This is a genomic window from Sphingobacterium sp. CZ-UAM (assembly GCF_002000245.1).
Lineage (GTDB): Bacteria > Bacteroidota > Bacteroidia > Sphingobacteriales > Sphingobacteriaceae > Sphingobacterium.
Genome location: NZ_MTCM01000006.1, coordinates 80,504 through 102,580, shown reverse-complemented (window position 1 = coordinate 102,580; position 22,077 = coordinate 80,504). Strand labels below are relative to the sequence as shown.

The window sequence follows — 22,077 nt, the reverse complement described above, 5'->3', positions numbered from 1 at the left end:
TAGATAACAGATAGAATTTAAAAAAAATAGAGATACTAGGTAGGTCTTAGACGTGTATAAGTAAAATCTTGATACTCATATCTCAATACTCAATACTAATATGAAGCTACAACACTATATTTCAGGAGCATTAATGATCGGGCTTGGTCTACAGGCAATCTCATGTTCCAGTCAGAAGAATTTAACAACAGCCAAATTGGGACTTAACAAGGAATTTGTCCAAACCAATCTTGAAGATGCACATAAACAGATTACCTATCTGGCTGCGTCCATAAAGGAGTCGGATATTCCCACCACGTATAAAGATGGAAAATATGTCAATTGGGGTTCTAGTTGGTGGTGTTCCGGATTTTATCCAGGTACAGTGCTCTATCTTTATGAATATACAAAAGACGAGAAGTTGTTGGATGAGGCAAAGCGGAAACTAAATCATTTAGAAAAAGAGAAGAACAATAAAGGAACACATGATCTTGGGTTTATGCTATATTGCAGTTTTGGTAATGCATTGCGGTTGACAGGTGATTCTACAGCTTACAAAGAAGTGCTAAGTACTGGTGCGGCTTCATTGGCAACACGTTTTCACGAAGCTCCGAAAACCATCCGCTCATGGGACGGTGGTAAGAATTGGGACGGGCAACCGTGGACATATCCTGTTATTATCGATAATATGATGAACCTGGAATTTCTGACCGAAGTATCCAAAATGACGGGGGACAAAAGGTTTCGGGATATTGCTATCCAGCACGCGAATACGACCATGGTCAATCATTATCGAAAAGATTACAGTTCTTATCATGTGGTGGATTATAATCCGGATAATGGAAGCATAATCGCGAGAAAAACAGCGCAAGGAGCATTCGATGAGTCTGCTTGGGCAAGAGGACAAGCTTGGGGATTATATGGCTATACCATGATGTACCGAGAAACCGGTGAAAAGAAATATCTGGAACAAGCGCGGAACATCGCTAAGTTTTACCTTAATCATCCCAATCTTCCAGAGGATCTGATTCCGTATTGGGATATGGACCAAAATAAACTGACCAAGGAAAGTAAGTATTATAATCAAAAGGATCTGCGAGATGTTTCTACTGCTGCGGTTACCGCTTCTGCATTGTTGGAATTGGCGCAATATACACAGGGTAGCGAAAGTCAGTTGTACATTTCCAAAGCTGAGCAGATGTTAAAGTCGCTTTCTTCTAAACCTTACAAAGCAGATTACAAAGAAGCTGGTGGTTATATATTGAAACACAGTGTCGGTTCTATTCCGCATAAAACGGAGGTAGATGTACCATTGACTTATGCGGATTATTATTATGTAGAGGCACTGATCAGATATAACCGGATGCTCAATGGTGAAAAAGTGATCAAGCAATAGAGATATTATCTATGTGCAAGGAACTAGGTCAACTAGTTCCTTATCAAAATAAATACTTCCAGTCATATGAACTATAAAAAGTTAATCATTATCGCATTAATATTGCCACAGGTATTATTTGCTCAGAAAAAAGAGGTACATAGCGGTTTGCAGCAACGAGCATATTTGGTAAAAACGCTTACCAAAATTGCAGATCCTGTATTAACGTCATTGAGTAAAGGCGAACTGGTAAAAACAATGCCTGTAGAATCGCGCAATAATTCAGATCGTACAGGCGCTACTTATTTAGAGGCATTTGGAAGATTGCTGGCTGGAATGGCGCCCTGGCTCGAGCTAGGACCGGATGAAACACCTGAGGGTATGCTGCGTAAGAAATACATCGATTTGTCGGTTACTTGTATAAAAAATGCAACGGACCCCAATAACCCGGATTATATGAACTTTAGAAAGCATCCCAAAACACAGAGCCAAGCGTTGGTGGATGCTGCATTTTTGGCGCAGGCGTTCCTGAGGTCACCAAATCAACTTTGGGGTAAATTGGATGATCAGACAAAAAAAAACGTACTTGCCGCCTTCAATTTAACGCGTGAGATGGACGCATACAATAATAATTGGGTATTGTTTAGTTCCGAAATCGAGGCCTTTTTCTTAAAATATGATAAAGTTGTTGATAAAAGTCGGTTGGATAGAGCGATTGATCTGATGGTGAGGTGGTATAAAGGTGATGGCATTTATGGCGATGGGCCGAATTTTCATTATGATTACTACAATAGCTTTGTAATACATCCGATGCTTTTAGAAACTAGTCTGGAGCTGAAGAATGCTAATTTGGATACAGCAAACCTCTATTCGATATTCCTAGATCGCGCCAGAAGATATGCAACCATACAAGAACGTTTAATCTCTCCAGAAGGAACTTATCCGCCAATCGGACGTTCATTGAGTTATCGTTTCGGTGCTTTTCAGCTGCTGTCGAAAATTGCGTATATGCATGAATTGGAAAAAGGAATCGAACCTGCTCAAGTGCGATGTGCACTTTATACGGTGATAAAAAGACAGATTGAAATGCCGGGAACTTTTAATAGCTCCGGTTGGTTAAATATCGGTTTTGCTGGCCATCAACCAGAAGTGGGCGAGGCCTATATTTCTACCGGAAGTGAATATCTATGCTCAGAAGCTTTCATTATTCTGGGCTTACCACCAAACGATCCACTGTGGACTGCTCCTGATACAAGTTGGACAGCTAAAAAGGCGTGGAATGGTGAAACAATGATTATAGATCACACCTTGACGCCGGATATTATTGGAGCAGATGTTTACAAAGAACAGAAAAACAATGACTAGATATTATTTAACCGTCAATAGCTTATTAGAAAGACAAGCTTCAAATTTGAAACCATAGTAATGGTATTCGTGAACGTGAGAATAGCAATGATTGGCAGGGTAAATCAACGTATAAGAATGACTATTTACGCTGTATCCATGTAGGTAATAATAGAAGATACAATAAATTAATGGTTTAGTTTGGTGATAATCATGAGTCAAAAACAGAATAGCATATTATCTGCAATCCGTAGGGCAGCATTGCTTAGCATGCTAGGTTGTAGCGTTAGTTTAATGTCCTATGGGCAACAAAATAATCCATTCCATGGTAAAATGGAAAAGGTAAAATATAGCAATGGGTTTGCGATGGAGGATTATTGGGTGTGGTGTGGCTCAGTGATGAAAGATGAACAGGGTAAATACCAGCTATTTGCCTCACGCTGGCCGAAGAAATTTCCATTTCATCCCACCTGGATGGTCGCATCAGAGATCGTAAGAGCTGAAGCTGAAAAGCCGGAAGGCCCTTATGAATTTAAAGAAGTAGTCCTACCAGCCCGCGGGCCACAATATTGGGATGGTAGATCGACCCATAATCCAAGCATAACCAAATATGGAAATAAATATGTGTTGTTTTATATGGGCTCTACACATCCCTTTGATGATCCCTCAGATGCTGAACAATTGGGAGTGAACTCGGTCTATGCCACTGTAGGAAGGTCAAATAAGCGAATCGGCATTGCAACGGCTGATGCATTAACAGGTCCCTGGACGAGATACGATGATCCTATATTAAATACTAAGCCAAATACTTTTTATAGTTTCCTGACATCTAACCCAGCTCCATTGATTCGAAAGGATGGTTCTGTATTGCTAATTTTCAAAGGACGTAGCTATGGACAGAAATATCCTTTTCAGAGCAAGCAAAGGATCGGAATAGCCTATGCAAAATCTATTCAGGATACTTTTTCAGTCTTAAATCATAACCTTCCCTTATTTAGCGATCAGGAATATAGTGAGTTCGAAGATCCTTTCCTTTGGGAGGATGAAGGAGGACTACATCTTTTAATGAAAGATATGTCCAGCAAGATGACAGGGGAGCACCATGCGGGAGTTCTTTTTCACTCATCGGATGGTATTCATTGGGAAATGGACAAGGACAGGAAAGCTTATTCCCGGACATTAACGTTTGAGGATGATAAGAAAATAATAATGGGTCAATTAGAACGTCCCTTTGTGCTATTTGAAAAAGGAAAACCTGTCTGTATGTTTTTTGCAACCATGGACGGGAAAGGAGGATTTGAAAATGGGACAAAGTCCTGGAATATTGCTATTCCTTTGATAGATTAATGAATCAGAAGTGTTCTTCGCAACTGATCTACTCAATCTACACTGTTAGTAAAGATAAATTTAACAATAGGTGGCGGAATATCCATATGTCTTGGCCACCTTTTGATTCAATTATAAATAACCAATATAATAAATCTAACAATAATGAGAACAGCAAACAGTAAAATCAAATGGGCCTCAATCGTATATTTAGGCGTCATTTTGGCAATGACCGGTTGCCAAAAAGATTTGTTAAGGAAAGAAACTCTTTCGTCCGCTTTGACCAAGAAAGCTTTAGCAGCAAATATAGCAGAGGAAATTGATCTTGTTCCGGCGGGAGATGCTTATGTACAGGATGGGAGCAGTGCGGGTACAAACTATGGAGGTAATACTTGGTTGATCGCCAAAGATGATGCGCCCGGCTATCGGAGAGTTATTTATCTTCGTTTTGACCTTACCCCCTTGTCCGGAGCTTCAACTATTCAAGCCGCACGGATTGAATTGGTTGGAGGAGTTTCCAATGCCGCAGATACAGCTAATGCAAAATGGAGTTATTATACAACAACGGACAAAGATTGGGACGAAAAGACAATTAATTGGAATAATGCGCCAACGGCGGGTACTAAAATAGGGGAAGTGAATGGCAAGTTTAAAGTGAATAACAGTGTCGTTTATTTTGATATTCCGGCTTCGGTACTTCAGAATGCTTTGGATACTGATGGAAAGTTATCTATTAAAATCGAAGCGCAACGCAAAGTGGCTGGCACGCCGTCATTCTATTCTGATTTTCAATCAAAGGAAACACAGAATGTTGATCTTAGGCCCCGATTAAAAGTAAATTATATAGGGACGAGTTCGGGGTTCTATAGTAATCTTGTTATGGATAAAGTGACTTTTGACTCGATTCAGTTTGAATTGTCCACCTCAGCACAGGCGCAAGCCTTAATAAATGACCAGGTCACTTTGAAAGCAAATCAGGCATTGAGTGCGGCTCCAGCTCCTGTAACTAAAATTTCAGATCCCGATGGCAAAAATAAAGTGCAGACTGATGCCGCTAAGGTATATTCGTTGGCGCTACAATATTTTTTGTTTCAGGAACAGGCAAATGCAGGGCAATATGTTGATAAGGCGAAGGAATTTCTTCTTTCTTGGGCAGCCGTTAACGCAGCAACAAGCCAGACTCCCGATGAAAGTATATATCTTCCATTTCTTACTGGATATTCGCTTATTCGTGCAAAAATTGATGCTAATAGTAGGATGACGATCGACAATTGGTTACGGACAAGATATAACTTTTATAAAACTCAATCGGTCAGAACCAATAATTGGGAAACTATCCGTAATCTGTTGATGATTGATATCGCTTATATACTGAATGATGGAACGCTTATCAACCAAGCGACTTCAGATTTTAGTACTCATCATAATAAAAATTATCGTGCGGATGGGGCTAGCGTAGATTTTCTTGGCAGAGATGCCTTTGCCTATCATGTGTATGATATGGAGTTTATCGGACAGATTGGTCGCACTTTTTATATCAAACGCGGCCGGCATATGCTTGATAGTTTGGTAAATCACCGTGCTACAAAATGGGTGAATTTACGGATTAATCCCAATGATACGCCAGTCTTGGGTGGATCTATTAGGGACGCGGTCTCTTTTATGGCCCCTTATGTCTTGGATCCTGACAATAATGTTCATCTTGAATTTGTCAACACCGAATGGGCTCCTGACAAAACTAGATCTGATTATAATAAACCATTTAATGCAGCAGGATCCAGCTATGCTTTTGTTCAGATGGCATCGATTATGAAGAGCGAAATGTTCGGTTTCCTGAAAAAGTTAAATCCTAGTTTCAACAGATATACTGACTTGCGTTACTATATTAACTCTTATGGGCCATCTTTAAGTACTTCGCCTATGGCCAATGTGACATTGTACGGCGATATTCCTTTCCGTGGCTGGTATAAACAGCTTGGCATTGGAAGTTACAGTCTTACTGATTTGCAAGGACTGGGCGTTACGAACGACCAATTGAGCAGTATTAGTATTCCAAAAGGCTTTAAGGTTACACTTTATGAAAATGGAGATTTTACAGGAAATTCGGTGCTGTTAACTGGACATACCATTGATTTGTCAATCTTAAACTTTAACGATAAGACATCTTCGCTGTTGATTGAATATCTTTAGTCAATTCATCTGAATGAAAGGAGTCTCTTGTAATGATAGTATATTGTAAATAAGATATTTACAATATATTTCGAATTATGTTAAAAAATCACTTATAACAGCCTTTGTATTATTTATTGTTACTGGTTCGTCAGGCCAATTCCACATAAAACAGAGGTGGATGTACCTTTAACCTATGCTGATTTCTATTATGTAGAGGCCTTGGTACGGTATGACCGATTGCTCTGTGGAGAAAAAGGTAATCAAGCAGTAACGGTAGGTTTTTTGAGTTCTCAACAAAGTTATTAACATCCTGTGGAAAAAGTGAAGTGCAGACGTGCTTCACTTTTTTTGTTTATTAGGCTTGCGTTGTATTACATCTGTTTCGCTCAAAATGAGGTTAGTCATTTCGGGTTTGATTGTATTCCCTGTTGAAAATAATCGGCCTCGTCTAGTATACAAATAAATACCTGTTGGGTACCAATTCTTATATTAACAAGGAAATTATAGGGGAATAACTGGGGGATAGCAGGGGGTTAACAGGGGTATTACCCCTGTTAACCCCCTGCTATTACTTTATAAAAGTGATGTCACTCCTCTTTTAATAGGGAATTTGATATTAACTTAGTAATAAGTTATATACCATCAATTATAAATAAAAGGAGAAAAATAAGATATACCCCCCAGATAATGGGCAATACATTCATAGTTGAAACTTTATTTAAGGCGGAGCTGGATAAAGAGCTGCTCGCGAGTGAGCACCATTGTTTATGCTTTATAGCATTCAAACAAGAGCAAGCCCATATTGTGTATGCTCAAAGGCAGTTCATGTTTTACTATAGCACTATCTTACCTAACCTTCAAAATTTGCACACGGAGCGAGCTCAGTTGTGTGCGTTGACTGCGTTGTTGCGTCTGCCTATAATACTCAATTATGTGCAATCTATCGCTCTGTTACAATAACTAAAAAGTATTTGATGAGTAAAGGTAAAGGAGACATAATTGAGATTAAATCAGATGGTGGATTCTCTATTTTTCTTCGAAATTCTGAAGAACTTTTTTTTACAAAGAAATAATAATGGAGGATTACTTAATGATGTTCAACAATACGATTGAGTTCTTGAAAATAATAATGTAAAGTATGAATATATGAAATTTTCATTCATTTAGAAAGGTGATTAAAGCGTAGCTCGGTGTATTTTTTTGTCGTACCTTTATCCCTATGACCGATATTCAGAAAAGATTCGACCGTATTCTTGCTATTTATATGCATTTGCAGGCGAAACCTGTAGTGACAGCCGCTGCGCTGGCGGAGAAATATGAGGTAAGCTTGCGGACAATTTATCGCGATATCCGATCGCTGATGCAGGCAGGAATACCGATTTATGGGGAAGCAGGAAATGGCTATTCCTTAGTCGAAGGTTATAAGATGCCGCCATTGCAATTTAGCCGCGAGGAGGCTCTGAGTTTTGTCGCGGCGGAGAAATTGGTCGAAAAGTATACGGACAAGAATCTTGCTCATCATTTTGCAACTGCAATGCTTAAAATGAAGGCTATTTTAAGAGGGAATGAAAAGGAACATGTCGCCTTGCTGGGGGATAATTTTCTGGTGCGGGGCCAAAGGCATCAGTTCAATGAAAAATTAACCCATGGAACCAATACGCTTATTGAGAGTATCGCAGCAAAAAAATGTGTAGAAATCTACTATTCCAAGCCGTCAGACAAAAGCCCAGAAAAACGCGAAATCGAAGCTGTCGGCATTTTTGTGGAAAGTAAGTTCTGGTATGTACTCGCATTTTGTAAACTCCGGAAAGATTATAGGCAGTTTCGTCTGGACCGGATCAGCAATATCCGTATACTCGATGAGGGTTTTGGAAAAGAACATCCTGAACTTTCATTTTTCCTGAATAAGAAACATGAGCTGCCAACAACGAAGGTCGTGGTGCAGGTAGACAAGGAGATGGCGCGCTATATGGAATGGGATCGCCATTACTTCGGATTTCAAAAAGAGGTGGTGACCGATGATTATGTCGAAATGCATTTCGAAAGCATTCATGTTGAGGGCGGGTTTGCCCGTTGGTATCTGATGTTTGCGGATAAAGGAAAGATTATAGAGCCGGAATCATTGAAAGGTACCGTGAAGCAATTGCTTGCTGCCGCGATCGAACAGGTTTAATCTGGGGATAGGAGCCTTGGGTCTCCCCATCATGAGATTAAAAAATACTTGCCCGGTATCTGAGTTGAACCCGAACAAGTATCTTTATATTATATAAATTTTACGATGCCAGTGATAATAATGCGGCGGTCTCCAATATTATATCGTACGTCTTCGACTAGTAATACTAGAATCTCAAATCTCACATCTAATATCTCTCATATAACAACTAATCCCGCTCCCAAAAGAATGGAGGTTGGATGCCCAGCAGGCGTAAATAGACAAATCCCTGTCCGCGATGATGGATTTCATTGTCGATGAAATAGAGTATACTGTGGATAATCGGTGACTTGTATTGGCCGAATAGGTTAAATTCTTCGGAGAAGCGTTCTTCCGGAATTTTGTCAAATAGCGCGCTGATCTGCGGAGTAGCTTCATCCCAGGCTTGCAACAGTTGCGCTTTGGTTGTATAGTTGAATTTCTCGTTAAGTTCACCGCTTTCGTTAGCGACAATTTCCTGTAGACCGGGAACCGCGATACCCAAAAGTTCCTGGATCATTTCGGCGAATGTCCGCATACCTTCTACTTTATAATTGAAAAGCGCTTCTTCTGGAAATTTTTCGATTGCTTGTCTTGTTAAGTTTCTGTGACCTAGCCAATGTGCTAGGAGTTCGTTCTTGGAAATGATTTCTTTTTTCATGATTATCGTATTTAACTGTATTTAATTTTAGTCTATATGATATGCCTTTATCTTGCTAAGACAATTCAAAATTAAACCAGTCTATGACAGCTGTATGGCAGTATTAAGCTGGATATATATTTTTTTATTTTTTGTGAGGGCGGTGGTAATAGGGAAAGAGCGTCTTTAAATAGGGAGATCGAAACCCGGAGCAGAATAAAATAGAAAATAAAAAAAATAATTCACTAATTATTTGACAGTTATAAAAATGTTTGTAACTTTGCAGTCCCTTAATGGGAATAGTATGTCTTGAGCGAAGCCCTACTGCTTCGAAGGACTTTTAATTAATTAATTTACAACATGTCAGGTATTATTGGAAAAAAAGTAGGAATGACGAGCCTGTTTAACGCTGAAGGGAAAAATATTCCTTGTACAGTGATTCAGGCCGGGCCGTGCGTGGTTACGCAGATACGTACGGAAGAAAAGGATGGCTACTCGGCAATTCAACTTGGTTTCGACGAAGCTAAGGAGAAAAACACGACAGCTCCTTTGAAAGGGCACTTTGCGAAAGCAAACACAACGCCTAAGCGTAAGTTGGTAGAGTTTAAAACTTTCCCGGATGCAAAACAACTTGGTGACGTAGTTGACGTTACACTTTTCGAGGAAGGCGAATTCGTAGATGTAGTCGGTACTTCAAAAGGTAAAGGTTTCCAAGGTGTAATGAAACGTCATGGATTTGGTGGTGTAGGTGGTGCGACTCACGGTCAGCACAACAGATTACGTGCTCCAGGTTCATTAGGTGCTTCATCATGGCCTTCACGCGTATTCAAAGGTATGCGTATGGCTGGTCGTACAGGTGGTGACAGAGTTAAAGTTCAAAACTTACAGGTGTTGAAAGTTTACGCTGAGCAAAACCTTATCGTTGTTAGTGGTTCCATTCCAGGAGCTAAAGGTTCTTATGTAATCGTAGACAAATAGTAGAGATGGAAGTTAAAGTTTTAAATTTATCAGGTAAAGAAACAGGTGCCAAGGTGCAACTTCCTGAGTCGGTATTTGGGTTAGAGCCTAACGATCATGCGATCTATTTGGATGTGAAACAATACTTAGCGAACCAACGCCAAGGAACTCACAAATCTAAACAACGTAATGAAATCGCGGGTTCAACTCGTAAATTACACAAACAAAAAGGTACTGGTGGTGCTCGTGCGGGTTCTATCAAATCTCCATTGTTTAATGGTGGTGGTCGTGTATTCGGTCCTCAACCTCGTGACTACTCGTTCAAATTGAACAAAAAATTGAAACAAGTAGCTCGTAAATCAGCGTTGTCTTACAAAGCAAAAGATAATAACATTGTCGTATTGGATGAAGTAAAATTCGATGCGATCAAAACTAAAAACTATGTTGCTTTGATAAATGCGTTGAACGTAGCTGATGAGAAAACCTTATTGGTATTGCCAGCTTACGATGAAATTGTTTATAAATCAAGCAGAAACTTGAAAAAAGCAAAAGTTATTGTTGCTTCTGATTTGAATACATATGATGTATTAAATGCAACAAAATTATTGTTAACAACAGATTCTGTTAAAACTTTGGAGGAAGCATTAGCTAAGTAATATGGAAATTATCAAAAAACCTATCTTGACTGAGAAAGCTTCTATCTTAACGGAGAAATTAAACCGTTACGCTTTCAAAGTAGATCACAGAGCAAACAAAATCCAGATTAAATCAGCTGTTGAAGCTATGTTCGGTGTGACAGTTCTTGCTGTAAACACTGCAGTTGTAGCAGGTAAAGCGAAAAGCCGTTACACAAAAGCAGGTTTCGTATCTGGTAGAGCTCCTAAGTATAAAAAAGCTATCATTACTATTAAAGATGGCGAAACTATTGACTTTTACAGTACTATATAATTTAAGATGGCAGTTAAAAGATTCAAACCGGTAACCCCTGGTACTCGTTTCAGAATAGGCGCAGATTATTCTGATGTTACTACAAACGTTCCTGAAAAATCGTTAGTAGTAAAAATCAACAAGAAATCAGGTGGTCGTAATAACTCCGGTAAAATGACTATGCGTTATCTCGGTGGGGGACATAAAAAAGTATACCGATTAATTGATTTCAAACGCGATAAAAAAGATATCCCTGCAAAAGTAGCTACTATTGAGTACGATCCAAACCGTACTGCTCGTATTGCATTGTTGCACTACGCTGATGGTGAAAAACGCTACATCATTGCTCCAGCTGGTTTACAAGTTGGTCAAACTGTAGTTGCAGGAGATAAAGTTGCCCCAGAAGTTGGTAATACATTACCATTAGCAAACATTCCATTGGGTTCTATCATCCACAACATTGAATTAAATCCTGGTCAAGGTGGTTCAATTGCTCGTTCGGCTGGTACTTATGCTCAATTGTCTGCTCGTGATGGTAAATATGCCATCATCAAATTGCCTTCAGGCGAAACACGTATGATCTTATTGACTTGTGTTGCTACAATTGGTTCAGTATCGAACCATGAAAGATCTAACCAAGTGTTAGGTAAAGCAGGTCGCAAACGTTGGTTAGGTCGTCGTCCAAGAGTTCGTGGTGTTGCGATGAACCCAGTAGATCACCCAATGGGTGGTGGTGAAGGCCGTACTTCAGGAGGTCACCCACGCTCACGTACAGGTGTATTAGCTAAAGGCTTCAAAACACGTTACAAGAAGAAAACATCGAATCGTTACATCATTGAGAGAAGGAAAAAATAATGGCTCGTTCAATTAAAAAAGGTCCTTATATCGATCACAACTTAGAAAGAAAAGTTCTTTCTATGAATGAAACTAACAAAAAGTCAGTTATCAAAACATGGTCTCGTAGATCAATGATTTCACCTGATTTTGTTGGCCATACCTTCGCAGTGCACAACGGGAATAAATTTATCCCTGTTTATGTAACAGAAAATATGGTAGGTCACAAGCTTGGTGAATTCGCGCCTACGCGTACATTCAGAGGCCACGCAGAAAAGAAAAAATAATAGGTAATGGAAGCAACAAAAAAACTTAAAAAGTCTGTCTTAATTAGACAACGCAAAGAGCAAGAGAAAGCTCAACAAGGTGGAGCTTCGGATGCCAAATTATTGAACTGCCCTACTTCGCCTCGTAAGATGCGTTTAGTGGTAGACTTAATTCGTGGTCAGCGTGTTGAAAATGCATTATACATTTTGAAACACTCAAGTAAAGAAGCTGCTGCTCGTGTAGAAAAATTATTATTATCTGCAATCAAAAACTGGGAAGCCAAAAACGAAGGTAAATCAGTGGAAGAAAGCGAACTTATTGTAAAAGAAGTATCAGTAGGTGGAGGTCGTCAATTGAAAAGATTGCGCCCAGCTCCTCAAGGTCGCGGATACAGAGTTCGTAAACGTTCAAATCACGTTACGTTGGTAGTTGATAGCAAATTAAACGTTGAACAAAACTAATTTATTGAGAAATGGGACAAAAAGCAAATCCAATAGGTAGCAGATTAGGAATCATCAAAGGTTGGGATTCTAACTGGTTCGGAGGTAAAAACTATTCCGATAAATTAGTTGAAGACGAAAAAATCAGAAAATATCTTTCTGTTCGTATTGCAAAAGGTGGTGTAGCTAAAGTTGTTATCGAAAGAACTTTAAAACGTATCACTGTTACAATTCACACTGCTCGTCCAGGTATCGTTATCGGAAAAGGTGGTCAAGAAGTTGACAAGATCAAAGAAGAGTTGAAAAAACTGACTAAAAAGGATGTTCAAATCAATATTTTCGAGATCAAACGCCCTGAGTTAGATGCTAAGTTAGTAGCTGAAGGTGTCGCTAAGCAATTAGAGGCGCGTATTTCATTCCGTCGTGCAATGAAAACTTCAATCGCTTCTACGATGCGTATGGGTGCAGAAGGTATCAAAATCATGTGTTCTGGTCGTTTAGGTGGTGCTGAGATGGCACGTACTGAACAATACAAAGAAGGAAGAACTCCTTTACACACATTGCGTGCTGATATCGACTATGCTCTAGCTGAGGCATTGACTACATACGGTAAAATCGGTATCAAAGTTTGGATCTGTAAAGGTGAGGTTTACGGTAAACGTGACTTATCTCCAAACATTGGTCAGGCATCTGGTGTAAAATCACGTGGCAACCACGAAGGTGGTGGCGAACGTCGTGACAACCGTAACAAAGGTGGTCGCGGTGGGAATAACCGTGGTGGAAACAACCGTGGTGGAAACAACCGTGGTCCGAAAAAAGATTAATAGTTTTATTTAGATTACAACAAAAACCTGCTGAAGAAGCAGATTTAAAAAGTATACGAACATGTTACAGCCAAAAAGAACGAAGTTCAGAAAGATGCAGAAAGGCCGCATGAAAGGTAACGCTTCTCGTGGAGCGGAGTTAGCTTTCGGTTCTTTCGGTATCAAAACAATGGAGCAAGCATGGATCACTAGCCGTCAAATCGAGGCAGCTCGTATTGCGGTTACACGTTATATGAAACGTGAAGGTCAAGTTTGGATTCGTATTTTCCCTGACAAACCTGTTACGAAAAAACCTGCAGAGGTACGTATGGGTAAAGGTAAGGGTGCTCCAGAATACTGGGTAGCAGTAGTACGCCCAGGCCGTATGTTATTTGAAGCAGAAGGTGTGCCTTTGGAAATTGCCAAAGAAGCTTTACGCCTTGCAGCTCAAAAACTTCCGGTTCAAACTAAGTTTGTGATTCGTAGAGACTACGTTGAAGCATAAAAATCTTGGTAATGTCATCATTTAAGCGTTAGGGCCGTTACCCCTAACGCTATAAATAAACTGATGATAACCCAAATAACAACTGAAAAAACATGAAAAATTCAGAAATTTTAGAATTATCTAATGAGGACTTAGCAGCTCGTCTTGTAGAGGAGAAAGCAGCCCTTACAAAATTGAAATTTGCACATGCTGTTTCAGCTATTGAGAACCCTAACGTGATCAAAGCAGCACGCAAAACTATCGCTCGTATCAGTACAGAGATCAGTGCACGCAAAGCTGCAGCTAAGAATGAAACAGCCTCTGAGGCGTAAAATTTAAAGTCGAAATGGAAAGAAATTTAAGAAAAACAAGAATCGGCTTAGTAGTTAGCAACAAAATGGACAAGTCTATCGTCGTAGCTGTTGAACGTAAAGTAAAACACCCTATCTACGGTAAGTTCGTTAAAAAAACTACTAAATTCAAAGCTCATGACGAAACTAATACCTGCGGTATCGGCGATACGGTATTAATCATGGAAACTCGTCCGCTGAGTAAAACAAAAAACTGGAGATTAGTTGAAATTATAGAAAGAGCTAAATAACATGGTACAACAAGAATCAAGACTTAATGTAGCTGACAATAGCGGTGCTAAAGAAGTTTTAGTAATCCGTGTATTGGGCGGTACGCGCAAGCGTTATGCATCAATCGGAGATAAGATTGTTGTATCGGTGAAAAGCGCTTTGCCTTCTGGAAACGTGAAAAAAGGTTCGGTTTCCAAAGCAGTAGTAGTTAGAACTAAAAAAGAAATCCGTCGTAAAGATGGTTCTTACATCCGTTTTGATGACAATGCTGCTGTATTGTTAAATAATAATGATGAGCCACGTGGTTCACGTATCTTCGGCCCTGTTGCCAGAGAGTTGCGTGAGAAACAGTTCATGAAAATTGTATCATTAGCACCGGAGGTTTTATAATTATGGCACAGAAAACAAAAACAACTACGCACAAAATCAAAATTAAAAAAGGTGATTTAGTGAAAGTTATCGCTGGTAACTCTAAAGGTGTTCAAGGAAAAGTATTAACTGTTTTAGTGGATAAAAATAGAGCTATCGTTGAAGGCGCTAACATCGTAAAAAAACACACTAAACCAAGTGCAGCTAATCCTAATGGTGGTATCATTGAGAAAGAAGCTGGTATTCACATCTCTAATTTAGCTGTTATCGATCCTAAAACAGGTGAAACTACCCGTGTAGGTCGTAAGTTGAATGCAGATGGTAAATTAGTTCGTTACGCTAAAAAATCAGGGGAGGAAATTAAATAATGACTTACGTACCAAGATTAAAAGTGAAATATGCGGAGGAAATCCGTAAAGCACTTCAAGAAAAATTTCAGTATAAAAGTATTATGCAGGTTCCCAAACTTGAGAAAATCGTTGTTTCACAAGGTGTAGGAGCTGCAACAGCTGATAAAAAATTAATCGATAACGCTATCGCTGAATTGACTTTAATCACAGGTCAACAAGCCGTTGCTACAAAATCGAAAAAAGATATTTCAAACTTTAAATTACGTAAAGGTATGCCTGTAGGGGCACGTGTTACTTTGCGTGACAATAACATGTTTGAATTCTTGGATCGTTTGGTAGCAGTATCGCTTCCACGTATTCGTGACTTCCGCGGTATCAACGATAAAGGTTTCGACGGACGTGGTAACTATAACTTAGGTATCACTGAACAAATCATTTTCCCTGAGATCAACATTGACAAAATCAACAAGATCCAAGGTATGGATATCACTTTCGTGACTTCTGCTCAAAATGATGTTGAAGCTTTAGAATTGTTGAAACAATTCGGTTTACCATTTAAAAATCAAAATACAAATAACAATGGCTAAAGAAGGATTAAAAGCACGCGAAGTAAAACGCGCTAAATTGGTAGCTAAATATGCGGCAAAACGTGCAGAATTAAAAGCTGCTGGCGATTACGTTGCATTAGATAAATTACCTAAAAATGCTTCTCCGGTACGTTTACACAACCGTTGTAAATTGACTGGTCGTCCTAAAGGATATATGCGTCAATTCGGTATCTCTCGTGTAACTTTCCGTGAGATGGCTTTAGATGGCAAGATCCCAGGGGTGAAAAAAGCTTCTTGGTAATTTAAAAAAAATACTTAATTTTGCCCGGGCAATTCAATTTAGGATTGCCGGGGTTTTTGCATTTTAAAATTGTTTAACAGATAGTAGGTCCCATACCAATGGTTGGGAGGGAAACCGCTGTCACAAATTTTCATATATAATGACTACAGATCCAATTGCGGATTACCTTACACGAGTAAGGAATGCCATCAAGGCCAACCACAGGGTTGTTGAAATTCCTGCATCGAACCTTAAAAAAGAAATTACTAAAGTTCTTTTTGACAAAGGTTACATTGCTAATTACAAATTCGATGAGAATGGCGTACAGGGTACGATCAAAATCGCATTGAAATATAACCCAATTAGCAAAATTCCGGCTATTCGTACGTTGACACGTGTGAGTAAACCTGGTTTAAGAAAGTATGCAAGTGTTGAAACTATGCCTCGTGTTTTGAATGGTTTAGGTATCGCTATCTTGTCAACATCTAAAGGTGTAATGACAGACAAAGAAGCTAGACTTCAAAATGTTGGTGGTGAGGTTTTATGTTACGTTTATTAATCTAGGTAAAAACACAAAGAAATGTCAAGAATTGGAAAAGCGCCTATCGCTATCCCTGCAGGGGTAACTGTTACTATTTCAGACAAAAACTTAGTATCAGTAAAAGGTCCTAAAGGCGAATTAACACAACAAGTTGATCGTGACATCAATGTTGCTCAAGAAGAAGGTAACATCGTTGTAACACGTCCAACTGATCAAAAGAAACACAAAGCATTACACGGTCTATACCGTTCCCTGTTGGCTAACATGGTTCAAGGTGTGACTGAAGGTTACAAAACTACGCAAGAATTAGTGGGTGTAGGTTACCGTGCGACAAGTACTGGTAACGTATTAGAGTTAACTTTAGGTTTCTCTCACCAGATTGTCTTTGTATTGCCAAAAGAGGTTAAAGTATCAACTACTGCTGAAAAAGGTAAAAACCCTACAATCACTTTAGAATGTGCTGACAAACAATTGATCGGTCAGGTAGCGGCTAAAATCCGTGGCTTCCGTAAACCAGAACCTTACAAAGGAAAAGGTATCAAGTTTGAAGGTGAAGTGTTGAGAAGAAAAGCAGGTAAATCAGCTAAAAAATAATAATCATGGCAGGACAAAAAGCATCTCGTAGAGAGAGAATCAAAAAAGGAATCAGAAAAAACCTTGCTGGAACGTCTGAACGTCCACGTTTATCGGTTTTTAGAAGTAACAAAGGTATCTATGCACAAATCATTGACGACAATGCAGGTAAAACATTAGTTGCTGCATCTAGCTTGTCAAAAGAATTTGTTGCATCTGGTAACAAAGTTGAGCAGTCTAAAGCTGTAGGTAAATTGGTTGCTGAGAAAGCATTAGCAGCAGGTATTAATAAAGTAGTTTTTGACCGTAATGGGTACTTATACCATGGCCGTATCAAATCTTTGGCTGAAGGTGCTCGCGAAGGCGGTTTAGACTTTTAATCATAGAAAGAAATGGCATTAAGCAATATAAAAAGAGTAAAATCAAGCGAAATCGAATTAAAAGATCGCTTAGTAAGTATCCAACGTGTAGCGAAAGTTACTAAAGGTGGTCGTACTTTCAGCTTCTCTGCAATTGTTGTAGTAGGTGATGAAAACGGTATTGTTGGTTACGGTTTAGGTAAAGCTAAAGAGGTAACTGAGGCAATTACTAAAGGTATCGACGACGCAAAGAAAAATTTAGTGAAAGTTCCTGTAATCAAAGGTACTGTTCCTCACGAGCAATATGGTAAATATTCTGGTGGTTCAGTTTTGATTAAACCAGCTATCGCCGGTACAGGAGTTTTGGCAGGTGGTGCAATGCGTGCAGTATTGGAGTCTGCTGGTATCAAAGACGTATTGGCTAAATCATTAGGTTCTTCTAACCCACACAACGTGGTAAAAGCAACTGTAACTGCCTTAGCAAATATGCGTGATGCATATACAGTGGCACAACACCGCGGTGTCGATTTAAATAAAGTATTTAACGGTTAATTATCATGGCAAAAATCAAAATCACCCAGATAAAGAGCGTTATCGACAGAAGCGAGCGCCAAAAGAAAACTATTGAGGCATTGGGTTTGAAAAGAATCAACCACTCAGTAGAAGTTGAAGCTACTCCAGCAATCATTGGAATGGTACGTAAAGTAAACCATTTAGTAGCTATCGAAACTATTTAATATTAGCTTATGGAAAGGGTCTTTGGGCTCTTTCCATTACTTGTATTTATAATAATTATTTTTTAATCGCTAGTACCTGTTTAGTGAGAGCGAAGGGCTAGCACAATTTAGTTTAAAAATGAACTTAAGTAATTTAAAACCTGCAAAAGGTGCAGTAAAAAGTAGCAAACGTATCGGTCGCGGTACTGGTTCTGGTCGTGGTGGTACTTCTACACGTGGCCACAAAGGGGCTGGTTCTCGTTCAGGTCACTCTACGAAAATCGGTTTCGAAGGTGGTCAGATGCCTTTGCAACGTCGTGTACCTAAATTTGGTTTCAAAAACATCAACCGTGTTGAGTACAACGGTGTCAACCTAGATACTTTACAAGCGTTGATAGAGAAGCACAATTTGACAGCTGTAGATTTCGATGCATTGAAAGCTCATGGATTAGTGTCTAAAAATGACAAAGTAAAAATCTTGGGTCGCGGTGAATTGAAAGCTAAAGTTGAAGTAACAGCGCACGCGTTTACTGCTTCTGCTCAAAAAGCTATTGAAGCTGCAGGCGGTTCTATCGTTAAAATTTAATAAATGAAGAAACTAATCACAACCTTAACCAATATTTGGAAAATCGATGATTTACGTACGCGTATTCTAAATACCTTACTTTTTCTTTTGATTTACCGTATTGGATGTCACGTGGTATTACCAGGTGTAAATCCTCATGCTTTGGCTTCCGGTCAGAAAGAGGGTTTATTGGGCTTATTGGATATGTTTGCGGGGGGATCATTCTCTCGTTCGGCTATCTTTGCTTTAGGGGTAATGCCATATATCTCGGCATCCATTGTTGTTCAATTGTTGGGCATCGCGGTTCCTTACTTCCAAAAGATGCAGAAAGAAGGGGAAAGTGGTCGTCAAAAAATGAATCAGATTACTCGCTATTTAACATTAGGGATTACGCTGCTTCAGGCTTTTGCTTATGTACGTACTCAGATCGAGCCAAGTGCTAAGACAATTGCAGACCCATTGTTCACGATTCTGACTGCCATAGTTTTGACAGGCGGTACTTTATTTGTGATGTGGTTAGGGGAAAAAATTACTGATAAAGGTATTGGTAATGGTATTTCTTTGATCATCATGACTGGTATTATCGCTCAATTGCCAAGTGGTATCACTGCGGAATGGGTTTCTAGAATGGCGAAAGGTGGTGGTGGTCCAATTCCATTGTTGCTTGAATTTGTGGCTTTGTTCTTCGTTGTGATCTTTACGATCTTGATCGTACAGGGGGTTCGTAAGATTCCTGTACAATACGCGAAGAAAATTGTCGGAAACAAGCAAGTCGGTGGAGTACGTCAGTATATACCGTTAAAGGTAAATGCTGCAGGTGTAATGCCGATCATTTTTGCACAGGCGATCATGTTTGTGCCAATGAGTTTAGGACAGTTCTTCCCAAATCTTCAGTCGGAATTTTTGACTTCGTTGAGTAACTATACCTCTGTAGCGTACAACGTGACTTTTGCGGTATTAATTATCGCATTTACGTTCTTCTATACAGCGATCATGGTTAATCCGCAACAGATGTCAGATGACATGAAGAAAAACGGAGGTTTTGTTCCAGGTATTAAACCGGGATTGGAAACTAGTAATTTTATAGACCGCGTAATATCAAATATTACATTTCCAGGTGCAATTTTCTTAGCGATTATTGCTATTCTACCTGCTATTGCAAGTTTGTTTGGTATTAATAATCAATTTGCGCACTTCTATGGAGGTACGTCCTTATTGATTTTAGTAGGTGTGGTGTTGGATACTTTGCAACAGATCGAATCTCATTTATTGATGCGTCATTATGATGGATTGATGAAAACAGGTCGTATTAAAGGCCGTTCGGCTGCGTCTGTTGAGGGAATGGATCATTCGGCAATTTAATTTCTTTAGATGTCTAAAGTATTTTATAAGTCAGCAGATGATATAGAGCAATTGCGGAAGTCAGCAGATGTGCTTTCGCAATTGCTTGGTGAAATCGCAAAAGTGATTAAACCTGGGGTAAAAACTATATCTCTTGATAAATTAGCTTATGAGTATATTCACGATAACGGTGGAACGCCAGCGTTCTTAAACTATCATGGATTTCCATACTCTTTGTGTATCTCTGTCAACGATCAGATTGTACACGGTTTCCCAAGCGATTATGAAATTAAAGATGGTGATCTTGTTTCAGTCGACGGGGGTGTCAATTTAAATGGTTTTATCAGTGACTCAGCTTACACTTTCGGTGTTGGCGAGATTTCTGAGGAAGCGCAGTTGTTGTTGGATGTCACAAAGGAATCATTGTACAAAGGTGTTGAACAGGCTGTGGCCGGTAAACGTGTTGGGGATATCTCTTCTGCTGTTCAGGAATATGTAAGCAAGTTCGGTTTCGGAATTGTGCGCGAACTTGTGGGACACGGAGTTGGATATCATTTACATGAAAAACCAGAGGTTCCAAATTATGGAAAACGTGGTGCAGGCCCGAAATTGGAAGAAGGTTTGGTTATTTGTATCGAGCCGATGATCAATGCGGGACGTGCTGGTGTTCGTTTTTGGGATGATGGTTGGACAGTAAGTACAGTAGATGGGAAATTATCGGCGCACTTCGAACAAATGGTTGCTATCCGAAAAGGAGAACCAGATGTGTTGCTGACATTCGAACATGTAGAGAAAGTTTTGAGTAAAAAGTAGTTGGTTTTCAATTATTTTTATTTATCTTTGCACTCCTGTTCGCAGGCTTTTAAATTAAATTTAATCGAGAATATATGGCTAAACAAGCCTCAATAGAACAAGACGGTATAATTAGAGAGGCACTTTCTAATGCTATGTTTAGGGTAGAATTGGAAAATGGACATGAAATCATTGCCCATATTTCTGGTAAAATGCGTATGCACTATATCAAAATTTTACCTGGGGATAAAGTTAAATTGGAAATGTCTCCGTATGATTTGACTAAGGGAAGGATTACTTACCGCTATAAATAGTCGTAAGCCTTTTTACTTAGCGCAAGCTTTTGAAAAAATAAATATCATGAAAGTAAGAGCATCAATAAAAAAACGTAGCGCGGACTGTAAGATCATCCGTCGTAAAGGTAAAGTTTTTGTAATCAACAAAAAGAATCCTAAGTTTAAACAACGTCAGGGTTAATTCATTAAAAAAATAATAGCTTAATATTATATGGCAAGGATAGCAGGTATTGATTTACCTAAAAACAAAAGAGGTGTGATCGGCCTTACCTATATTTTTGGTATCGGTCGTACAAGAGCTCAATATATCTTGGAAAAAGCTGGTATCAGCGAAGATGTGAAGGTACAAGAGTGGAATGATGAACAATTGGCAGCAATTCGTAGCATCATCAACGATGAATTGAAAGTAGAAGGTGCATTGCGTTCAGAAATTCAATTGAACATCAAACGTTTAATGGATATCGGTTGTTACCGTGGATTGCGTCACCGTAAACATTTACCAGTTCGTGGTCAACGTACTAAAAACAACTCACGTACTCGTAAAGGTAAACGTAAGACAGTTGCAAACAAGAAAAAAGCTACTAAATAATAAATAAGAAATGGCTAAAACTAAAAAAGCTGCAAAAAAGCGTATCGTTGTTATTGAACCTGTAGGTCAGGCTCACATTAACGCAACGTTTAACAATATCATTGTAACTTTGACTAATAATCAAGGACAAACTATTTCTTGGTCTAGTGCTGGTAAAATGGGTTTCCGTGGTTCTAAAAAGAACACTCCATATGCTGCTGGTCAAGCTGCGCAAGACTGTGGAAAAGTTGCTCATGACTTGGGTCTACGCAAAGTTGAAGTGTTTGTTAAAGGACCTGGTGCTGGTCGTGAATCTGCAATCAGAACATTACAAACTGTAGGAATCGATGTGACTACTATCAAAGACATCACTCCACTTCCTCACAACGGTTGTCGTCCTCCAAAACGCAGAAGAGTTTAATTAATTTAAAGATAAGATTCATCGGCTATAGGCTGATA

The 22,077-nt window shown here is 39.2% G+C and carries 32 protein-coding genes; 31 read left to right on the top strand and 1 reads right to left on the bottom strand.

All coding sequences use genetic code 11. The features are described 5' to 3' along the window. Positions 1 to 100: 100 nt before the first annotated feature. From BWD42_RS19770 to BWD42_RS19745, 5 genes are all read left to right on the top strand, one after another. The gene (locus BWD42_RS19770; protein WP_077438131.1) at positions 101 to 1,375 is read left to right on the top strand and encodes a glycoside hydrolase family 88 protein; all 1,275 of its coding nucleotides are present in this window, start codon (positions 101 to 103) and stop codon (positions 1,373 to 1,375) included. 66 nt (positions 1,376 to 1,441) lie between these two features. Further along, on the top strand, positions 1,442 to 2,719 hold the full coding sequence (locus BWD42_RS19765; protein ID WP_077438130.1) for a DUF2264 domain-containing protein: 1,278 nt from the start codon (positions 1,442 to 1,444) through the stop codon (positions 2,717 to 2,719). A 192-nt stretch (positions 2,720 to 2,911) separates the two neighbouring features. Further along, complete coding sequence (locus BWD42_RS19760) at positions 2,912 to 4,045, top strand: glycoside hydrolase family protein (protein ID WP_254846282.1); 1,134 nt, start codon at positions 2,912 to 2,914, stop codon at positions 4,043 to 4,045. Between the two features lie 144 nt (positions 4,046 to 4,189). After that, the gene (locus BWD42_RS19755; RefSeq protein ID WP_077438128.1) at positions 4,190 to 6,214 is read left to right on the top strand and encodes a DNRLRE domain-containing protein; all 2,025 of its coding nucleotides are present in this window, start codon (positions 4,190 to 4,192) and stop codon (positions 6,212 to 6,214) included. A gap of 1,201 nt (positions 6,215 to 7,415) precedes the next feature. Beyond that, on the top strand, positions 7,416 to 8,369 hold the full coding sequence (locus BWD42_RS19745; protein ID WP_077438126.1) for a helix-turn-helix transcriptional regulator: 954 nt from the start codon (positions 7,416 to 7,418) through the stop codon (positions 8,367 to 8,369). 208 nt (positions 8,370 to 8,577) lie between these two features. On the opposite strand, the gene BWD42_RS19740 is transcribed toward BWD42_RS19745, so the two are convergent. Then, on the bottom strand, positions 8,578 to 9,048 hold the full coding sequence (locus BWD42_RS19740; protein WP_077438125.1) for a DinB family protein: 471 nt from the start codon (positions 9,046 to 9,048) through the stop codon (positions 8,578 to 8,580). A 339-nt stretch (positions 9,049 to 9,387) separates the two neighbouring features. Here BWD42_RS19740 and rplC point away from each other — a divergent pair, with 339 nt between their 5' ends. The 26 genes from rplC (at position 9,388) to rpsK (ending at position 22,039) form a co-directional block, all read left to right on the top strand. Then, positions 9,388 to 10,005 (top strand): 50S ribosomal protein L3, encoded by a 618-nt coding sequence (rplC, locus tag BWD42_RS19735; RefSeq protein WP_077438124.1) that lies wholly within the window; start codon positions 9,388 to 9,390, stop codon positions 10,003 to 10,005. Positions 10,006 to 10,010: 5 nt separating this feature from the next. Further along, the gene (rplD, locus tag BWD42_RS19730) at positions 10,011 to 10,640 is read left to right on the top strand and encodes a 50S ribosomal protein L4 (protein ID WP_070570413.1); all 630 of its coding nucleotides are present in this window, start codon (positions 10,011 to 10,013) and stop codon (positions 10,638 to 10,640) included. Position 10,641: 1 nt separating this feature from the next. Next, positions 10,642 to 10,932 carry a 50S ribosomal protein L23 gene (rplW, locus tag BWD42_RS19725; protein WP_077438123.1) on the top strand — a complete coding sequence of 97 codons (291 nt, stop codon included), beginning with the start codon at positions 10,642 to 10,644 and terminating at the stop codon, positions 10,930 to 10,932. Between the two features lie 6 nt (positions 10,933 to 10,938). Continuing rightward, complete coding sequence (gene rplB, locus BWD42_RS19720; RefSeq protein ID WP_077438122.1) at positions 10,939 to 11,766, top strand: 50S ribosomal protein L2; 828 nt, start codon at positions 10,939 to 10,941, stop codon at positions 11,764 to 11,766. Further along, positions 11,766 to 12,032 (top strand): 30S ribosomal protein S19, encoded by a 267-nt coding sequence (gene rpsS / locus BWD42_RS19715; protein WP_002997495.1) that lies wholly within the window; start codon positions 11,766 to 11,768, stop codon positions 12,030 to 12,032. The genes rplB and rpsS overlap by 1 nt, the downstream gene beginning before the upstream one ends. Positions 12,033 to 12,038: 6 nt before the next feature. Then, positions 12,039 to 12,473: a 50S ribosomal protein L22 gene (gene rplV, locus BWD42_RS19710; protein WP_077438121.1), complete on the top strand. Its 435-nt coding sequence runs from the start codon at positions 12,039 to 12,041 to the stop codon at positions 12,471 to 12,473. An 11-nt stretch (positions 12,474 to 12,484) separates the two neighbouring features. Then, positions 12,485 to 13,276 (top strand): 30S ribosomal protein S3, encoded by a 792-nt coding sequence (gene rpsC / locus BWD42_RS19705; RefSeq protein ID WP_077438120.1) that lies wholly within the window; start codon positions 12,485 to 12,487, stop codon positions 13,274 to 13,276. 61 nt (positions 13,277 to 13,337) lie between these two features. After that, positions 13,338 to 13,760, top strand: a complete 423-nt coding sequence (gene rplP / locus BWD42_RS19700) for a 50S ribosomal protein L16 (RefSeq protein WP_046674870.1) — start codon at positions 13,338 to 13,340, stop codon at positions 13,758 to 13,760. 92 nt (positions 13,761 to 13,852) lie between these two features. Further along, entirely contained in the window at positions 13,853 to 14,071 is a 219-nt protein-coding gene (gene rpmC, locus BWD42_RS19695; protein ID WP_077438119.1) for a 50S ribosomal protein L29, read from the top strand. Positions 14,072 to 14,085: 14 nt separating this feature from the next. Continuing rightward, the gene (gene rpsQ / locus BWD42_RS19690; protein ID WP_028071573.1) at positions 14,086 to 14,340 is read left to right on the top strand and encodes a 30S ribosomal protein S17; all 255 of its coding nucleotides are present in this window, start codon (positions 14,086 to 14,088) and stop codon (positions 14,338 to 14,340) included. Position 14,341: 1 nt separating this feature from the next. After that, entirely contained in the window at positions 14,342 to 14,710 is a 369-nt protein-coding gene (gene rplN, locus BWD42_RS19685) for a 50S ribosomal protein L14 (RefSeq protein ID WP_028071572.1), read from the top strand. 2 nt (positions 14,711 to 14,712) lie between these two features. Then, complete coding sequence (gene rplX, locus BWD42_RS19680; protein WP_077438118.1) at positions 14,713 to 15,057, top strand: 50S ribosomal protein L24; 345 nt, start codon at positions 14,713 to 14,715, stop codon at positions 15,055 to 15,057. Beyond that, complete coding sequence (rplE, locus tag BWD42_RS19675) at positions 15,057 to 15,626, top strand: 50S ribosomal protein L5 (RefSeq protein WP_046674875.1); 570 nt, start codon at positions 15,057 to 15,059, stop codon at positions 15,624 to 15,626. Before rplX ends, rplE begins: the two co-directional genes overlap by 1 nt. Further along, a complete protein-coding gene (gene rpsN, locus BWD42_RS19670; protein ID WP_028071569.1) occupies positions 15,619 to 15,888 on the top strand; it encodes a 30S ribosomal protein S14 in 270 nt (89 codons plus the stop codon). The genes rplE and rpsN overlap by 8 nt, the downstream gene beginning before the upstream one ends. Before the next feature lie 136 nt (positions 15,889 to 16,024). Further along, entirely contained in the window at positions 16,025 to 16,426 is a 402-nt protein-coding gene (gene rpsH / locus BWD42_RS19665; RefSeq protein ID WP_245971333.1) for a 30S ribosomal protein S8, read from the top strand. A gap of 21 nt (positions 16,427 to 16,447) precedes the next feature. Further along, positions 16,448 to 17,002, top strand: coding sequence for a 50S ribosomal protein L6 (gene rplF, locus BWD42_RS19660; RefSeq protein ID WP_077438116.1), 555 nt, complete (start codon positions 16,448 to 16,450; stop codon positions 17,000 to 17,002). Next, entirely contained in the window at positions 16,999 to 17,361 is a 363-nt protein-coding gene (gene rplR, locus BWD42_RS19655) for a 50S ribosomal protein L18 (protein WP_175992110.1), read from the top strand. Before rplF ends, rplR begins: the two co-directional genes overlap by 4 nt. A 12-nt stretch (positions 17,362 to 17,373) precedes the next feature. Continuing rightward, positions 17,374 to 17,892: a 30S ribosomal protein S5 gene (rpsE, locus tag BWD42_RS19650; protein WP_028071565.1), complete on the top strand. Its 519-nt coding sequence runs from the start codon at positions 17,374 to 17,376 to the stop codon at positions 17,890 to 17,892. 5 nt (positions 17,893 to 17,897) lie between these two features. After that, positions 17,898 to 18,077 carry a 50S ribosomal protein L30 gene (gene rpmD / locus BWD42_RS19645; protein WP_045753985.1) on the top strand — a complete coding sequence of 60 codons (180 nt, stop codon included), beginning with the start codon at positions 17,898 to 17,900 and terminating at the stop codon, positions 18,075 to 18,077. Between the two features lie 118 nt (positions 18,078 to 18,195). Next, positions 18,196 to 18,642, top strand: a complete 447-nt coding sequence (rplO, locus tag BWD42_RS19640; RefSeq protein WP_070570400.1) for a 50S ribosomal protein L15 — start codon at positions 18,196 to 18,198, stop codon at positions 18,640 to 18,642. A gap of 3 nt (positions 18,643 to 18,645) precedes the next feature. Next, positions 18,646 to 19,983 carry a preprotein translocase subunit SecY gene (secY, locus tag BWD42_RS19635; RefSeq protein ID WP_046674882.1) on the top strand — a complete coding sequence of 446 codons (1,338 nt, stop codon included), beginning with the start codon at positions 18,646 to 18,648 and terminating at the stop codon, positions 19,981 to 19,983. Positions 19,984 to 19,992: 9 nt separating this feature from the next. Then, positions 19,993 to 20,775, top strand: coding sequence for a type I methionyl aminopeptidase (gene map / locus BWD42_RS19630; protein ID WP_077438114.1), 783 nt, complete (start codon positions 19,993 to 19,995; stop codon positions 20,773 to 20,775). A 74-nt stretch (positions 20,776 to 20,849) separates the two neighbouring features. After that, positions 20,850 to 21,068, top strand: a complete 219-nt coding sequence (gene infA, locus BWD42_RS19625; RefSeq protein WP_002997456.1) for a translation initiation factor IF-1 — start codon at positions 20,850 to 20,852, stop codon at positions 21,066 to 21,068. A gap of 46 nt (positions 21,069 to 21,114) precedes the next feature. Further along, the gene (gene ykgO, locus BWD42_RS19620) at positions 21,115 to 21,231 is read left to right on the top strand and encodes a type B 50S ribosomal protein L36 (RefSeq protein ID WP_013665024.1); all 117 of its coding nucleotides are present in this window, start codon (positions 21,115 to 21,117) and stop codon (positions 21,229 to 21,231) included. A 30-nt stretch (positions 21,232 to 21,261) separates the two neighbouring features. Next, complete coding sequence (gene rpsM, locus BWD42_RS19615) at positions 21,262 to 21,639, top strand: 30S ribosomal protein S13 (RefSeq protein ID WP_077438113.1); 378 nt, start codon at positions 21,262 to 21,264, stop codon at positions 21,637 to 21,639. Positions 21,640 to 21,649: 10 nt separating this feature from the next. Further along, positions 21,650 to 22,039, top strand: coding sequence for a 30S ribosomal protein S11 (rpsK, locus tag BWD42_RS19610; RefSeq protein WP_046674885.1), 390 nt, complete (start codon positions 21,650 to 21,652; stop codon positions 22,037 to 22,039). The last annotated feature ends 38 nt before the right edge of the window (positions 22,040 to 22,077 follow it).

Excerpts from the sequence above, each read along its gene's own strand:
- rplN (WP_028071572.1), top strand. The coding sequence starts at position 14,342 with ATGGTACAACAAGAATCAAGACTTAATGTAGCTGACAATAGCGGTGCT.
- rplB (WP_077438122.1), top strand. The coding sequence starts at position 10,939 with ATGGCAGTTAAAAGATTCAAACCGGTAACCCCTGGTACTCGTTTCAGA.
- map (WP_077438114.1), top strand. The coding sequence starts at position 19,993 with ATGTCTAAAGTATTTTATAAGTCAGCAGATGATATAGAGCAATTGCGG.
- ykgO (WP_013665024.1), top strand. The coding sequence starts at position 21,115 with ATGAAAGTAAGAGCATCAATAAAAAAACGTAGCGCGGACTGTAAGATC.
- rpsE (WP_028071565.1), top strand. The coding sequence starts at position 17,374 with ATGGCATTAAGCAATATAAAAAGAGTAAAATCAAGCGAAATCGAATTA.
- rpsN (WP_028071569.1), top strand. The coding sequence starts at position 15,619 with ATGGCTAAAGAAGGATTAAAAGCACGCGAAGTAAAACGCGCTAAATTG.
- rplD (WP_070570413.1), top strand. The coding sequence starts at position 10,011 with ATGGAAGTTAAAGTTTTAAATTTATCAGGTAAAGAAACAGGTGCCAAG.
- infA (WP_002997456.1), top strand. The coding sequence starts at position 20,850 with ATGGCTAAACAAGCCTCAATAGAACAAGACGGTATAATTAGAGAGGCA.
- BWD42_RS19765 (WP_077438130.1), top strand. The coding sequence starts at position 1,442 with ATGAACTATAAAAAGTTAATCATTATCGCATTAATATTGCCACAGGTA.
- rpsQ (WP_028071573.1), top strand. The coding sequence starts at position 14,086 with ATGGAAAGAAATTTAAGAAAAACAAGAATCGGCTTAGTAGTTAGCAAC.
- BWD42_RS19740 (WP_077438125.1), bottom strand. The coding sequence starts at position 9,048 with ATGAAAAAAGAAATCATTTCCAAGAACGAACTCCTAGCACATTGGCTA.
- rplC (WP_077438124.1), top strand. The coding sequence starts at position 9,388 with ATGTCAGGTATTATTGGAAAAAAAGTAGGAATGACGAGCCTGTTTAAC.
- rplX (WP_077438118.1), top strand. The coding sequence starts at position 14,713 with ATGGCACAGAAAACAAAAACAACTACGCACAAAATCAAAATTAAAAAA.
- BWD42_RS19770 (WP_077438131.1), top strand. The coding sequence starts at position 101 with ATGAAGCTACAACACTATATTTCAGGAGCATTAATGATCGGGCTTGGT.
- rpsS (WP_002997495.1), top strand. The coding sequence starts at position 11,766 with ATGGCTCGTTCAATTAAAAAAGGTCCTTATATCGATCACAACTTAGAA.
- rpmD (WP_045753985.1), top strand. The coding sequence starts at position 17,898 with ATGGCAAAAATCAAAATCACCCAGATAAAGAGCGTTATCGACAGAAGC.
- rplP (WP_046674870.1), top strand. The coding sequence starts at position 13,338 with ATGTTACAGCCAAAAAGAACGAAGTTCAGAAAGATGCAGAAAGGCCGC.
- rpsM (WP_077438113.1), top strand. The coding sequence starts at position 21,262 with ATGGCAAGGATAGCAGGTATTGATTTACCTAAAAACAAAAGAGGTGTG.
- rplO (WP_070570400.1), top strand. The coding sequence starts at position 18,196 with ATGAACTTAAGTAATTTAAAACCTGCAAAAGGTGCAGTAAAAAGTAGC.
- BWD42_RS19745 (WP_077438126.1), top strand. The coding sequence starts at position 7,416 with ATGACCGATATTCAGAAAAGATTCGACCGTATTCTTGCTATTTATATG.
- rplV (WP_077438121.1), top strand. The coding sequence starts at position 12,039 with ATGGAAGCAACAAAAAAACTTAAAAAGTCTGTCTTAATTAGACAACGC.
- secY (WP_046674882.1), top strand. The coding sequence starts at position 18,646 with ATGAAGAAACTAATCACAACCTTAACCAATATTTGGAAAATCGATGAT.
- rplW (WP_077438123.1), top strand. The coding sequence starts at position 10,642 with ATGGAAATTATCAAAAAACCTATCTTGACTGAGAAAGCTTCTATCTTA.
- rpsK (WP_046674885.1), top strand. The coding sequence starts at position 21,650 with ATGGCTAAAACTAAAAAAGCTGCAAAAAAGCGTATCGTTGTTATTGAA.
- rpmC (WP_077438119.1), top strand. The coding sequence starts at position 13,853 with ATGAAAAATTCAGAAATTTTAGAATTATCTAATGAGGACTTAGCAGCT.
- rplE (WP_046674875.1), top strand. The coding sequence starts at position 15,057 with ATGACTTACGTACCAAGATTAAAAGTGAAATATGCGGAGGAAATCCGT.
- BWD42_RS19755 (WP_077438128.1), top strand. The coding sequence starts at position 4,190 with ATGAGAACAGCAAACAGTAAAATCAAATGGGCCTCAATCGTATATTTA.
- rpsC (WP_077438120.1), top strand. The coding sequence starts at position 12,485 with ATGGGACAAAAAGCAAATCCAATAGGTAGCAGATTAGGAATCATCAAA.
- BWD42_RS19760 (WP_254846282.1), top strand. The coding sequence starts at position 2,912 with ATGAGTCAAAAACAGAATAGCATATTATCTGCAATCCGTAGGGCAGCA.
- rplF (WP_077438116.1), top strand. The coding sequence starts at position 16,448 with ATGTCAAGAATTGGAAAAGCGCCTATCGCTATCCCTGCAGGGGTAACT.